Origin of the sequence: Youngimonas ophiurae (nom. illeg.) (assembly GCF_049803795.1) — a bacterium.
Lineage (GTDB): Bacteria > Pseudomonadota > Alphaproteobacteria > Rhodobacterales > Rhodobacteraceae > Thalassobius.
In genome coordinates this window covers 72069-85809 of sequence record NZ_JBNAGJ010000009.1, presented here as the reverse complement: position 1 = coordinate 85809, position 13741 = coordinate 72069, and the positions used below count along the sequence as shown (strand labels likewise).

General features: G+C 62.2%; 14 protein-coding genes. 5 read left to right on the top strand and 9 right to left on the bottom strand.

Annotated elements, in window-relative coordinates; all coding sequences use genetic code 11:
- Positions 1 to 39 precede the first annotated feature (39 nt).
- Positions 40 to 1074: a uroporphyrinogen decarboxylase gene (gene hemE, locus ACP15O_RS16380; protein ID WP_425097193.1), complete on the top strand. Its 1035-nt coding sequence runs from the start codon at positions 40 to 42 to the stop codon at positions 1072 to 1074.
- A 207-nt stretch (positions 1075 to 1281) separates the two neighbouring features.
- On the opposite strand, the gene hemF is transcribed toward hemE, so the two are convergent.
- The 4 genes from hemF to clpS form a co-directional block, all read right to left on the bottom strand.
- Entirely contained in the window at positions 1282 to 2175 is an 894-nt protein-coding gene (gene hemF / locus ACP15O_RS16375; protein WP_425097192.1) for an oxygen-dependent coproporphyrinogen oxidase, read from the bottom strand.
- Between the two features lie 72 nt (positions 2176 to 2247).
- A complete protein-coding gene (locus tag ACP15O_RS16370) occupies positions 2248 to 3048 on the bottom strand; it encodes an SDR family NAD(P)-dependent oxidoreductase (RefSeq protein WP_425097191.1) in 801 nt (266 codons plus the stop codon).
- Positions 3049 to 3087: 39 nt separating this feature from the next.
- Positions 3088 to 4062, bottom strand: a complete 975-nt coding sequence (locus ACP15O_RS16365) for a class I SAM-dependent methyltransferase (RefSeq protein ID WP_425097190.1) — start codon at positions 4060 to 4062, stop codon at positions 3088 to 3090.
- Between the two features lie 33 nt (positions 4063 to 4095).
- Positions 4096 to 4413 (bottom strand): ATP-dependent Clp protease adapter ClpS, encoded by a 318-nt coding sequence (gene clpS / locus ACP15O_RS16360; protein WP_425097248.1) that lies wholly within the window; start codon positions 4411 to 4413, stop codon positions 4096 to 4098.
- A 121-nt stretch (positions 4414 to 4534) separates the two neighbouring features.
- On the opposite strand from clpS, the gene ACP15O_RS16355 reads away from it, so the two are divergent.
- From ACP15O_RS16355 to ACP15O_RS16340, 4 genes are all read left to right on the top strand, one after another.
- Complete coding sequence (locus ACP15O_RS16355) at positions 4535 to 5242, top strand: HAD family hydrolase (protein WP_425097189.1); 708 nt, start codon at positions 4535 to 4537, stop codon at positions 5240 to 5242.
- Positions 5243 to 5296: 54 nt separating this feature from the next.
- On the top strand, positions 5297 to 5839 hold the full coding sequence (locus tag ACP15O_RS16350) for a helix-turn-helix domain-containing protein (RefSeq protein WP_425097188.1): 543 nt from the start codon (positions 5297 to 5299) through the stop codon (positions 5837 to 5839).
- Positions 5840 to 5846: 7 nt separating this feature from the next.
- Entirely contained in the window at positions 5847 to 6401 is a 555-nt protein-coding gene (locus tag ACP15O_RS16345) for a GNAT family N-acetyltransferase (RefSeq protein WP_425097187.1), read from the top strand.
- 195 nt (positions 6402 to 6596) lie between these two features.
- Positions 6597 to 8054, top strand: a complete 1458-nt coding sequence (locus ACP15O_RS16340) for a D-alanyl-D-alanine carboxypeptidase family protein (RefSeq protein WP_425097247.1) — start codon at positions 6597 to 6599, stop codon at positions 8052 to 8054.
- A 68-nt stretch (positions 8055 to 8122) separates the two neighbouring features.
- On the opposite strand, the gene ccoS is transcribed toward ACP15O_RS16340, so the two are convergent.
- From ccoS to ACP15O_RS16315, 5 genes are all read right to left on the bottom strand, one after another.
- Positions 8123 to 8281: a cbb3-type cytochrome oxidase assembly protein CcoS gene (gene ccoS, locus ACP15O_RS16335; RefSeq protein ID WP_425097186.1), complete on the bottom strand. Its 159-nt coding sequence runs from the start codon at positions 8279 to 8281 to the stop codon at positions 8123 to 8125.
- 3 nt (positions 8282 to 8284) lie between these two features.
- On the bottom strand, positions 8285 to 10471 hold the full coding sequence (locus ACP15O_RS16330; protein WP_425097185.1) for a heavy metal translocating P-type ATPase: 2187 nt from the start codon (positions 10469 to 10471) through the stop codon (positions 8285 to 8287).
- A gap of 16 nt (positions 10472 to 10487) precedes the next feature.
- Positions 10488 to 10955: a FixH family protein gene (locus ACP15O_RS16325; protein WP_425097184.1), complete on the bottom strand. Its 468-nt coding sequence runs from the start codon at positions 10953 to 10955 to the stop codon at positions 10488 to 10490.
- Positions 10955 to 12391 (bottom strand): cytochrome c oxidase accessory protein CcoG, encoded by a 1437-nt coding sequence (ccoG, locus tag ACP15O_RS16320; RefSeq protein WP_425097183.1) that lies wholly within the window; start codon positions 12389 to 12391, stop codon positions 10955 to 10957. Before ccoG ends, ACP15O_RS16325 begins: the two co-directional genes overlap by 1 nt.
- Positions 12392 to 12513: 122 nt before the next feature.
- Positions 12514 to 13413 (bottom strand): LysR family transcriptional regulator, encoded by a 900-nt coding sequence (locus ACP15O_RS16315; protein ID WP_425097182.1) that lies wholly within the window; start codon positions 13411 to 13413, stop codon positions 12514 to 12516.
- Between the last annotated feature and the right edge of the window lie 328 nt (positions 13414 to 13741).

Below are 13741 nucleotides of genomic sequence, written 5' to 3'. Positions count from 1 at the left end.
GCCATAAGGGGACGAACCGGGGGAACGAAAGGAAATCCGATGTCCGAACCCAAAAAGATCCTTCGCGCGCTGGCAGGCGAAACGCTGGAAACGCCTCCGATCTGGATGATGCGCCAGGCAGGCCGCTATCTGCCCGAATACCGTGCCACCCGCGCGCAGGCCGGCGATTTCCTGTCATTGTGCTATAACAGCGAACTGGCCGCCGAGGTCACGCTGCAACCGATCCGCCGCTATGGGTTTGACGCTGCGATTCTGTTCGCCGACATCCTGCTGCTGCCGCAGGCGCTGGGGGCGGATCTGTGGTTCGTCACCGGCGAAGGGCCGCGTCTGTCCACCACCACCACGGCCGATCAACTGGCCGCACTGAAAGACAAGGACGCCATTCACGAGGTACTGAACCCGGTCTATGACACGGTGAAAATCCTGTCCTCGGAACTGCCCTCGGAAACCACTTTGATCGGCTTTGCTGGCGCGCCCTGGACCGTCGCCACCTATATGATCGCCGGGCGCGGCACCAAGGATCAGGGCCCCGCCCACGCGCTGAAGGCTGAAAACCGCGACGTCTTTGAGGGCATCCTGGACCTGCTGACCGTCTCGACCGTCGAATACCTGTCCAAACAGATCGAGGCCGGTGCCGAAGTGGTGAAACTGTTCGATAGCTGGGCCGGTTCGCTGAAAGGCGAGGATTTCGACCGCTACGCGCTGGCCCCCGCCAGGAAAATCATCGCCGCCCTGAAAGAACGCCACCCGAATATTCCCGTCATCGCCTTCCCGCGTGAGGCAGGCGATAAATATATCGGTTTTGCCAAGGCAACGGGGGCCGATTGCGTGGCCGTGGATAACTCGGTCAGCGCCGAATGGGTGGCCCGGAACGTACAGGTCGATGGCTGCGTCCAGGGTAACCTGGCCTCGTCGCACATGGTAACGGGCGGCCAGGCGCTGGTGGACGAAACCCGGCGCATTGTGAAGGCCCTGTCGGGCGGCCCGCATATCTTTAACCTGGGCCACGGCATCACCCCGAATGCAGACCCTGAAAACGTGCAGCTGATGATTGACACCGTCAGAGGCGGCTGACCCATTGACCCAGCGGAGCAGGCCTGGCGGCCTGCACAGGTCTGGCCCTGCGGGCGGATGGGGGGATATCCCCCCAAACCCCCTTGGCTCTCAAATCCAAGTGTCGCTCAGTAAAACTCAGCAGACCGCTCAACACGCGCCAAGCCCGAGGATTTTCCCAAAGGGAAAATCCGAGACATCCTGTGCGCGCTTGCGCGCTCCTTTAGGTCAGGTCCATTTTGCCAGGGGGGGCAGGCTCATAAGGACGGCGTTGGCGTCATGCCCTGTCTCCAGCCCGAATTTCGTGCCGCGATCATAGACCAGATTATATTCAGCATAGAGGCCGCGATGCACCAATTGCGTATCCTTATCGGCCTCGGTCCACGCTGTATTCCGGCGCTTTTCGGTGACCGGCACAAAGGCGGGCAGGAAGGCCCGGCCCACATCCTGAATGAAGGCGAAATCAGCCTCCCAATCGCCGGTGTTGTGATCATCGAGGAAAATCCCGCCGACCCCGCGCGCGCGGCCCCGGTGAGGGACGTAGAAATATTCGTCAGCCCAGTCTTTGAACCGCGGGTAGAAAGCCGCGTCATGCCTGTCACAATGCTCTTTCTGGATGGCGTGGAAATGGGCCGTGTCCTCGGCGTATTCGATACAGGGGTTCAGGTCAGACCCGCCGCCAAACCACCAGGCGTGCGGCGTCCAGAACATGCGCGTATTCATATGGACAGCCGGGCTGTGCGGGTTCTGCATATGCGCCACCAGGCTGATGCCGCTGGCCCAGAAACGCGGGTCGTCCTTCATGCCGGGAATGCCTTTACGCGCGGCCATGGCGGCCTGAGCGCGCGCGCCCAGTTCTCCGTAGACGGTGGATATATTGACGCCCACCTTTTCGAACACGCGGCCGCCGCGCATGACGCTCATCAGCCCCCCGCCCGCATCGCTGCCATCGGCCGAGTCGCGTTTGGTTTCGGTCACTTCGAAACGTCCGGCGGGAAGATCCGCAAAGGGGCCTGAGGTCTGGCTGTCCTCCAGCGCTTCGAAACTGGCAACAATATCGTCCCGCAAACGGCGGAACCAGGCGCTGGCGCGGGCTTTTTCGTCGGCGAATGTATCGGTCATGGGCATCCCTGCTGTCTTTTACACAGACCTAGCAGGCACGTCGGGGTTACGCCACCACCCAAGGGCGCGACATCAATGCGCGGGGGCGGCCACCGGGTCAATCAACGTGCGCCCGCCATCCAGCGTCAGCACCTGCCCCGTCATGAAGGCCGAGGCCTCCGAGGCCAGATATTGCGCGGTATGCACCAACTCCATCGGCGAGGCAATGCGGTGCATCGGCGTGTGGCTCTCGATATCGCGGCGATAATCGGTGTGATCCTTCAGCATGTCCTTCAGGCTGTGCGACATGACCGAGCCAAAAGCCAGCCCATTCACCCGAATCCGATGCGGTGCCAGCGCCACGGCCAACGAACGAGTCATCTGATCCAGCGCCGCCGTAGACACCGAATAGGCCAGCAGGTCCGTATTCGTCCGCCGCGCGGCAATGCAGGACAGGTTCACGATGGTGCCCGCGCTGCCCTCTTCCAGATCCTTGGCCTGTTTGATCATCCGCTTGGCCACCATCTGCGACAGGCGCAGCGCGTTCAGCATATTCTGCTGCAACAGCGTGTCCACCGCATCGTCATCGGCATTCAGCGGGTCCACGGCGATCATCTGACGCGAGGCGTTCACCAGAATATCCACACTGTCAAACGCATCCAGCGTGGCTGACAGCAGGTTGGCCTGAGTCAGTTTTTCGCGCAGATCCCCGGCGAAATAACGATAGGGGTTTTCCTCGTCATTCTCACCGAATTCTTTGATCAGCCGGTCCTCGTCGCGGTCCACGAAAACGACATTCGCGCCCTTGTCCACAAAATGGCGGCCAATCGCCAGCCCGATCCCGTTTGCCCCGCCCGTGACGATAGCGGTCTTGCCGGCAATAGAGAAAGTCATGCAGGTCTCCGTGATTCTGTGGGTTCAGCCTAGCCGCCCTTAGCGCCCCTGACGAGAGGGTCGCGCTGCGTGCAGAATTTTGAACCGATTATCGCCGCCTGTTTCCTGAACTTTGCCAAAAGCGGCAGCAAGCGCGGCCTCATAGGGCAAATGCCGGTTGGCGACAAGCCACAGTTGCCCCGAAGGCGCAAGCGCCGCCGCCGCCGTGGCAATAAAGGCCCGGCCCAGATCCGGTTCCGCTGCGCGCCCGGTGTGAAACGGCGGGTTCATGATCACCGCATCCAGTTTGCTATCGGGCCGCCACAGCGTCGCATCCGCCCAGTGAAACTGCGCGCGCGCATCCGGAACATTCACCTGCGCGCAGTCCAGCGCGGTCAGGTCTGCCTCGACCAGATGCAAGCCGGTCACATCAGGGCTGCGCGCCAGCGTCTGCGCAGACAGGTATCCCCAGCCCGCACCCAGATCGGCCACCTTACCGGACAGCGGCGGCAGCGCCTGCGCCAACAAGGCCGATCCCGCATCCACCTTATCGGCGGAAAAGACACCCGGACGGGTCAGGAACCCATCCACCTTTTGCACCTGCCCCTGCCAATCGGCATAATCCGCCCCCGGCGCGAACCAGAACAGTTTCCCATGCGATTTGGAAATCACCCCCTGGACGGTTTCACGCTTGCGCAGTTCCTTGAGCACGGATTCCACACCGTCGGTTTTCTGCCCGTCAACAGCCACCAGAGGCACCAGGCGCACCTGTGCCAGCATCGCCCGCGCCAGCGCCTTGGCCCGCGGCAGCACGACCAGAGCCATGCTGAAATCGCCCTCGGAGTCAGTGGCCACATCATAGCCCCGCGCGGCGAACGCCTGGAAATCGGGCTTGAACCGGGTGATCAGAACCAGCCGGTCTTTGGGCAGAGCCGACAAATCCATCCCCGCACGCGGGCCCAGAACGGCGATTTTTCCGGTCGCGGGCAGCGGCAAGCCGGCCTCCAGCGCCAAGGCGATGCGGGTATCACTCATTGATCTGTTCAGAATGCGCAGGCGGGGCCGGCGTCACTCTTTCTCCATCGTGCATTGCAGGGGGTGTTGATGACGGCGCGCGAAATCCATCACCTGTGTCACCTTTGTCTCGGCGATTTCATGACTGAAGACGCCGACCACGGCCAGCCCTTTTTTATGCACGGTCAGCATAATTTCAAAGGCCTGCGAATGCGACATGCCGAAGAACCGTTCCAGCACATGCACGACGAATTCCATCGGCGTGTAATCGTCATTCAGCAGCATCACCTTGTACATCGGAGGGCGCTTTGTCTTGGGGCGCGTTTTCAGCGCGATAGACGGATCTCCGCTATCGTCCTCGTTGCCCGACATTTTCACGTCAAATTCTGCCATATGTTCGCTTTGCATGGTTTGACCCGGCCCACCTTGAAGGGTCTATATAACCTCTGTGCCCAATTAGGAAAGAGGGCGCGCCGAACGGAAAGCGCGAGAAATGGCAAAACTCACCACCATCGGTTTCGATGCTGACGATACTTTGTGGCAAAATGAGCGATTTTTTCGCCTCACGCAGGACCGATTCGCCGATCTGCTGCGCGATTATGCAGATCCCGATCACCTGATGCAGCGCCTGCTGGAGGCGGAAAAACGCAACATTCAGCACTATGGTTTCGGGATCAAGGGCTTCGTTCTGTCGATGATCGAAACCGCCCTGGATGTCACCGAAAACCGCGTGCCCGCGCCGGTGATCCGGTCCTTGATCGACGCTGGCCAGGATATGCTGCAACACCCGATCGAGTTGCTGCCCCACGCCGCCCAAGCCGTCCGCGCCGTGGCCGCCACCCATCGCGTTTTGCTGATCACCAAGGGCGATCTGATTGATCAGGAACGCAAACTGGCGCAATCCGGGCTGGGCGAGATGTTCGACGGGGTTGAGATTGTCTCGCATAAGACCCGACCGATCTACCAAGAGATCTTCACCCGACATGGCGAGGGCCCCGCGCAGGGGATGATGATCGGCAACTCGATGAGAAGCGATGTCGTGCCCATGGTGCAGGCCGGCGGGTGGGGCGTGCATGTGCCCCACGGTCTGGAATGGGAAATCGAGCGCGCGGACCCTCCAACCGGCGCCGCACGGTTTGTCACCTTGCCGGATTTGAGCGCCCTGGCCGATTTGGTGACACAGATCGAGAAAGAGGCTTGATCGCATGGCGGATTTTCCCAAATATGGGATAAAGTTCCTTATTTGGGAATCGCCATGCAAAACGACCTTCATCTGGCGCGGCATCTGGCCAGTATGCGCGCCGAACGTGGCTGGACGCTTGCCCAGCTGGCTGCGCAGTCCGGGCTAAGCCGGGCCACCCTGTCGCGGATTGAAAACGCCGAGGTCAGCCCCACCACGCAGGCTTTGGGCCAGCTGTGCGCCGCGTTCGGCCTGTCCATGTCGCAGGTTCTGGCCATGGTCGAGCACAGCTTCCAACCCGTCATTCCCCCCGCGCAGCGGGCCCGCTGGACCGATCCGCAAACCGGATTCACCCGCACCGTGGTGTCGAACGCTGCCGCCCCCCTGCGCGGCGAGCTGCTGCTGTGCACCCTGCCTGCCGATGCCTCTCTCAGCTATGATACGCCGCCGCGCCCCGGATTAGAGCACCATCTGCTGGTCAATTCCGGCCAGCTAACCGTCACTGTCGATGGCACGCAGTACGCCCTGCGGCCCGGCGATTGCCTGCGCTATCAGCTATGGGGGCAAACCCGGTTTCACAGCCCGACGGGGGCCGAATACCTGCTTTTTCTGACCTGAGGTTTCGATGCAGATTTCCCAATGGACCGCCAATGACCTGCGCACCGAGATCGAAGCGCTGACCGAAATTCTCTATGCCTGTGTGTATCAGGGGGCCAGTGTCGGCTTTATCCTGCCGCACCCGAAATCCGAGGCGCGCGCCTTCTGGTCAGACATCGCCACGGCTGTTGGCGCGGGGGATCGCGCCCTGTTTGTCGCCACGCAGAACGGGCGCCCCGTCGGGACGGCTCAGTTGGTGCTGGCGACGCCCGCAAACCAGCCGCATCGTGCCGAAGTGTCCAAAGTTCTGGTGCACCCGCAGGCCCGACGCCAGGGCGTGGCCCGCGCGCTGATGCACCATCTGGAAACCTACGCGCGCGCCGCCGAAAAAACGCTGCTGACGCTGGACACCCGCACCGGCGACATGGCCGAGCCGCTGTACCTGAGCCTTGGCTTTCAAAAGGCGGGCGTCATCCCCGGCTATTGCCTGGCCCCGTCCGGGCAGATTTTCGACTCGACCAGCTACATGTATAAGCAGCTTTCGCAAAGGTCGCTCAGCAAGATTTCGCCAACATACATCTGATATCCCATTTTATAGGGGCGCGCGTTTTTTCGCCCCCTAGATATAGCAATTCCGCGCAGCGCAAGCCGACAAATCTATAGAAATAAAGGCTTTATCGGTCAGATTTTCCATGTTAGCCTTTTCTTAAGAACAAAAAGCCGACTGAAAAATCAGCGGCATGAGGCAGAAAAGGCAGTGATCGTGACAGATCATCGTATGAAGCGGACCCACTGGGGCCTGCTGGCAATTGCATTCGTGTGGCTCTTGATCGTGGTGCCTGCCTCTGTGCGCGCCGCGCCCTATGCGGCAATGGTGATGGACGCGCGCACCGGCGAGGTCCTGCATTCCGCAAACGCTGACACCCGGCTGCATCCGGCCTCGCTAACCAAGATGATGACGCTGTACCTGGCGTTTCAGGCTGTCGAGCGCGGTGAGATTTCGCTGGACACCATGGTGCGGATTTCCCGCAATGCCGCGGCCGAGCCTCCGTCCAAGCTGGGCCTGCGCGCCGGGCAGAAAATCAAACTGCGCTATCTGATCCGGGCTGCGGCGGTGAAATCCGCCAATGATGCGGCCACTGCCATCGGCGAAGCGATCGAAGGATCCGAGGCCGCCTTTGCCCGCCGCATGAACCGCACCGCGCGCGCGATGGGCATGACCCGCACGACCTTTAAGAACGCGCATGGGCTGACCCGTCAGGGCCACCTGTCCACCGCGCGGGACATGACAATTCTGGGGCGGCATCTGCTGTATGATTACCCGCAGTATTATAACCTGTTCGGCCGCAAAACGACCGACGCGGGGCTGCGGACCGTGAACAATACCAACCGCAAATTCCTGTCCGCCTATCGCGGCGCCGACGGGATCAAGACCGGCTACACCCGCGCGGCGGGCTTTAACCTTGTGGCGTCGGCCGAGCGGGGCCGCGAACGCGTGATCGCGACAGTGTTCGGCGGGCGCTCGACCGCGACGCGCAATGCAAAGGTCGCCGAGCTGCTGGACCTGGGATTCCGCCGGGCCCCCAGCCGTGTGGCGCTGCGCAAGCCGGCCAAGCCGGGCTATACCGGATCCGGACCTGCGGGGACGCCGGGCGGCTCGGGGAAAACCATCCGGCTGGTGACTGCCGTCAAGCAAAGCCTGCGTCCGCATCCCCGGCCGGGCAGCGCCCAGGCGCCGGTCCTGGTGGCGGTGAAAGACGACATCAACGATGCGCTCAAAGAGGTAATGGCCGAGAAAAAACCTGCCACCGCCCCCCCGGCCCTGCCCAAAGAATCCCTGCCCGTCCAGTTGGCGGACACGAACACACCGACACCGCGGATGCGGCCCTCGGGCCTGGTGCTGGCCAGCACCGGAGAGCAGAAACGCGCGGTCGAGGATGCCCTGGCCTCAGCCGCAGTGGAAGAGCGCGAGGTCGTCACTCGTCTGTCCACATCCGGCGGGCGTCACTGGGGGATCAACGTGGGCCGCTATCCCAGCAGCTACGCCGCCGAGAAAGTGCTGGTGAAAACCGCCCTGGCCGAGATGGCCACGCTTGAGGGCAGCCTGCGCAAAGTGGTCAACCGCAAGGGCGGGTTCGATGCGAATTTCATGGGGCTGACCCGCGAAAAGGCCGATCTGGCCTGCCGCAGATTGCAGGCCCGTCAGGTGACGTGCTTTATGATAGGACCGGGCTAAGCCCCGCATACAGAAGACAGACATAAGCCGCCCAATGGGCGGCTTTTTCATGGGGCAGGCACCGCGGGTCAGGGCTTGGGGTGGTCGTCCCATTCGCCCGACAGGATCCGCTGGCTGTTGCCCTCGGGGTCATCATATTGGTTCGAGCGCACGGTAAAGACAAAAGCCAGCAGGCCAATGCCCCCCATGACCAGCGAAATTGGGATCAGATATGCCAGGACTTCCATTCTTTACCTCAGGCGCAGCGCATTCAGCGACACAGTAATCGAGCTGGAGGACATCGCCAAGGCCGCAACCAGCGGTGTGGCCAGCCCAACCACCGCAATCGGCACGGCGATGACGTTGTAAATCGTTGCGATGCGGAAATTTTCACGAATCCGCTTGGTGGCCGATTTGGCCGTATCCAGCGCGTCATTGATCGGCGACAGATCCCCGCCCAGCAGCACGATATCCGAGGCCACACGCGCCGCATCCAACGCCGACGCGGGCGAGATGGACACATGCGCCGCCGCCAGCGCCGCCGTGTCGTTCAGCCCGTCGCCCACCATCAGCACATGCTTGCCCTGATCGGACAGCGCCGCGATCCGGGCGGCCTTGTCTGCGGGCAGGGCCTCGGCCATCCAGTGCTTGATGCGCAGACGATTGGCCAATTCCTCGACCGCGCGGCTGGTATCGCCCGAGATCAGGATCACCTCTTTGCCCGCGTCCAGCAGGGATTTCACGGCCTCTTCGGCACCGTCGCGCAGACGGTCGGTAAAGGTAAACCCGCTGGGGGCCTCGCCCTCGATGCTCAGCCAGGCGGCGGTGGTTCCGGCCGGCTTGGCCCCCACCCAAGCGGCGCGGCCCAGACGCACACGATGCCCGTTCCATGTGGCCTCGGTCCCGTATCCGGGCACCTCGGTCAGCGCCTCAATCGGGGCCGGTGTGATGCCCGCCGCCCGCGCCGCCCTGGCCAATGACACAGACAAAGGATGCGAGGATCCCTCGGCCAGGGCCAGGGCGATTTGCAGATCGCGCGGGCTGTGATCGGACAGGTTGGTCAGCTCGGGCGTGCCTGCCGTCAGCGTGCCGGTTTTGTCGAACACCACGGTATCGACCTGGGCCAGACGTTCCAGCGCGGTGGCATGTTTGATCAGCATCCCCTTGCGAAACAGCCGCCCCGAGGCCGCCGTGGTCACCGCAGGCACGGCCAGCCCCAGCGCACAGGGGCAGGTGATGATCAGCACGGCGGCAGCAATATTCAGCGCGGTGCGCACGTCAAAGGTAAACAGCCACCAGCCCACAAAGCTGAGCGCCGACAGGATATGCACACCGGGCGCATAGAGTTTCGCCGCCTTATCCGCCAATGACGTATAGCGCGAGCGCCCCGATTCCGCGATGGCCACCAGATCGGCCATCTGATGCAGGGATGTATCCTTGCCCACAGCGGTGGCGCGGATGGTCAGGGGGCCGGTCAGGTTGACCTCGCCAGCAGAGACCCCCCGCCCCGGCTGCGCCAGCACGGGCACGGTTTCGCCAGTCAGAAGCGAGCGGTCGATCTCGCTGAAGCCTTCGGTGATTTCACCGTCCACGGGCATCCGGCCGCCGGGCCGCACCAGGATCAGATCCCCGACCGAGACCTCAGAGACGGGCACTTGCACCTCTTCTCCATCGCGCAGCAGGATGGCGCGGGGTACCTCCAGCGCGGCCAGTTCCTCGGCGGCCGAACGGGCAATCGCGCGGGTCCGGTGATCCAGATAGCGCCCCGCCAGCAGGAAAAAAGTCAGCGTCAGCGCCGCGTCGAAATAGGCGTGATGGCCAGACAGCGAAGTTTCCCAAAGCGAGGTCACCAGCGCCAGCACGATTGCCAGAACGATGGGCACATCCATGTTCAGACGGCTGTGTTTCAACGCGCCCCAGGCGCTTTTGAAAAAGGGCACACCGGAGAAGGCAATCGTCGGCAGGGTGATCGCCGCCGAAATCCAGTGGAACATATCGCGGGTCGCATCCTCGGCCCCGGCCCAGACGGAGACCGACAGCAGCATCACATTCATCGAGGCAAACCCGGCCACCGCCAGCCGCATCAGCAGATCGCGCCCGGCCTTATCGGTCTGGGTGGCGGACAGCGCGCCGGCGTCCAGCTCGTGCGCCTCATAGCCCACGCGCTCCAGCACCTTGATCAGATCGTCGGGCATGACATCGGGGGCGGCCTCGATCTGGGCGCGTTTCAGCGTCAGGTTCACCCGCGCGGACTGTACGCCGGGCACATCGGCCAGCGCCTTTTCCACGGTCGAGATACAGGCCGCGCAATGCACCGCCGGAACGGACAGGGCGATCCGCGCCTCTTGCGGGGCGTCCAGTGCGGCCAGAGCCTCGGCCGCGGGGGCCGCCGAACAGGCCGGACAGGCAGAGGGGGTGGGACGCATCGTGGCAGTCATGGCGGGGCCTTTGAGGTTATTTGACGTGCAAAATCACGCGCTGGGTAAATTCCGAACCATTCTGGGCCAGCGCCGTCATCCGGATATTCCAGTTGCCATCGGCCAGAGCGATCTCGGCCACATGGGCGGTGCCGTCAAAGGTAAACGCAGGCTCGACATCATCCGCAACCGAGGTCGCCCGGCCGACAACCGCGTGCAGCTCTTTGGGCTGGACGGGCTGGCCGTCTGCATCGGTGATGTTCAGGTACAGCTTGCCCTTCAGATGGATGGCGTTGACCGTCCATCCCAGCGCCTCTTGGGCGGCTTTGCGTTTGTTGAATTCCTGGCTGGCGACGTAGGAATTTGCCACCTCCAGCCCCGGAAATGTCTTAACGGCGCTCACCGCCATGAAGATATTCACGGCGATGATAACCCCGAAGGCGGCGACAAATCCGAATAGAACATGTCGCCCGGTAAGTTGGCCTTTGGTTTGGCGTTCTGCCATCAGTTTTTCCTTCCGTGGAACACGGTGTCCTTATAGGCGCGGGCGCCGTCCGAGTTGTCCTCGACCCAGATCCGGACATCCACGCGTTCGCTTTCTGCGGGGGCCGAGCCCTTGGGGGCCATGATATAGACCCGTTGCAGTTTCATCGAGTCCGCAGGCACCGCAACCGAGGCATAGGGCGTGCCCTCCAGCTGGACATAGAGCGCGCTATCGCCCTTGACCGAAATTTTGAAAGAGCGTTCCTCGCCATGTTTGTTGCGCAGACGCACGTCATAGGTGTTGCGAATGGTGCCATCGGACAGCGTTACGAACGTCGGGTTCCGCACCGGGGCCACCGTCAGATCGATCTCAGAGCGCATGAACAGCGCCACAACCAGCGCCACCCCAACCAGAGCCCACAGCGTGGTGTACAGGATCGTGCGCGGACGGAAGATGTGTTTCCACACGGATTTGGGCGGATTGCCGGCACGTTCGGCGGCCTCGTCCGTCAGGGCCATATAGTCGATCAGACCACGCGGTTTGCCGATCTTGTCCATCACCTCGTCGCAGGCGTCGATACACAGGGCGCAGGTGATGCACTCCAGCTGCTGACCGTCGCGGATGTCGATCCCCATGGGGCAGACGTTCACGCAGGCCATACAGTCAATGCAATCGCCCAGGTTCTCGGCCTCGGCGGATTTGCGATGCTTGCCGCGCGGCTCGCCGCGCCAGCTGCGATAGCCCACCACCAGCGAATCTTCGTCCAGCATGGCCGCCTGAATCCGTGGCCAGGGGCAGGCATAGATGCAGATCTGCTCGCGCGCGAACCCACCGAAAAAGAAGGTGGTCAGCGTCAGAACCAGCATCGTCGAATAGGCGATCGGATGGGCATTCAGCGTCACCAGATCCACCAGCAGCGTGGGCGCATCGGTGAAATAGAACACCCAAGCCCCGCCCGTCGCCAGAGCGATCAGGAACCAGGCCACCCATTTCGTCAGCCGCAGCCGCAACTTGCGAAAATCCATCTTTTTCTGGCGGTGCAGGCGCAGACGCGCGTTACGGTCGCCCTCGATCCAGCGCTCCACCAGGATGAACAGGTCCGTCCAGACGGTCTGCGGGCAGGCATAGCCACACCACACCCGCCCCAGAGCCGAGGTAAACAAAAACAGCCCCAGCCCCGCCATCACCAAAAGCCCGGCAACAAAGTAAAACTCGTGTGGCCAGATCTCGATCATAAAGAAGAAAAAGCGCCGGTTCCCCAGATCAACCAGCACCGCCTGATCGGGCAAAGCAGGCCCGCGATCCCAACGCAACCAAGGGGTTAGATAGTAAATCCCCAGCGTGATCGCCATGATCCACCATTTGAGATTCCGGAATTTCCCGCTGACACGGCGCGGGAAAATCGGCTCGCGGGCGGCATAGAGGCTCGGTGGGGTTTCTGGCTGGGTTTGCGACACGGAATCACTCCGACATTTGGCTACTAATTGCGCCGTTTTCACAGGGATACGGCCTGGCGGCTTTGACCTGCATCAAATCTGCATTTTCCAGTCACCTATTTCTGAATCCCCCATTCCTGAAATCAAGGGCGCGCCACTGTTTCACGGCCCGGCGCCCCCTGGCCCTGCCTGCGGATCCAACGCGAAAAATCCCGCAAAGCCTGACGCTGCGGGCCGGGGCGCGTAACCAGATAATAGCCCTTGCCCTGCCCGTCCTCATGCAGAACCTTCAGATGCCCCGAGGCGATCTCGGACAGGATAATCGCGCGGGCCACAACGGCGGCGGCCTGACCGCTGCGCGCGGCCTCGATCACCATATTGCCGGGCAAAGAGGTCACGTTGATCCGCGTGTCCTGGCTGACCCCCTGCGATTTCAGAAAATCCGTCGCCTCATTCGTGCCCAGCTCTTGCACCCAAGGCAGACTATGCAGCCTTTCCTGCGTCACCGGCCCCGGCCCCACCAATTGCGCCGCAGCGACCACGACAACGGGCGATGCGACAATCAAATGGGTCTCCAGCCCCGGTTGATGGCCGTCACAGTGGCGCAACGCCGCCTCGATCCCGCCGGGTTCTAATGTCTGCAACTCGGCCGTTGGGTTGATCATCAGGTTGACCTCGGGGTGGCGCATCCGGAAATCGGCCAGGCGCGGCAGCAGCCAGTTGCTGGCAAACGAAGACGTCGCCGAGATTTGCAGCGGCCGGTCGTCCTCTTGCTGTGTCAGCTCGCTGATCACGTCCGAGATCTCACGAAACCCGCGATCCAGGGACTGCGCCAACTGGCTGCCCTGAGCCGTCAGCCGCACCCCGCGCCCGGACCGATCCAGCAGCGGAACACCCAGGTGCGTTTCCAACAGTTTGATCTGCTGACTGACAGCGGCATGGCTGACGTTCAGCGCCGCCCCGGCCCGCACCATCGTTCCCGTCCGATAGAGGCTGTGAAAGGCACGCAAGGCATTCAGCGGGGGAAAACTCATCCAATCCATATGTTAGCTTTCCTTACATTTGTGAAAAATTACCGATCTGCCGATACGCCCCATAGCTTATTAAAACAGGCATATACCCAACGCGCAAAGGAAATATCCATGCTCTCGATCTATGCCAAATCTTTCATGACGGCCACCCGAACCGAACCGTTTAAAACACGCAATCAGCGCGTCGATCCGCGCTGCCACACCCGCAGGGCCCCGCCCGCTGCCCCGCGCAAACGGCTGCGGCATCTGCTTAACTTTTGACCCGGCGCTTCCCCCCGTGCATAGTCTTCGCAGGAGCAGGAGACCTCGGGCCATTGGCCTGAACAAGACAAACGGGGGG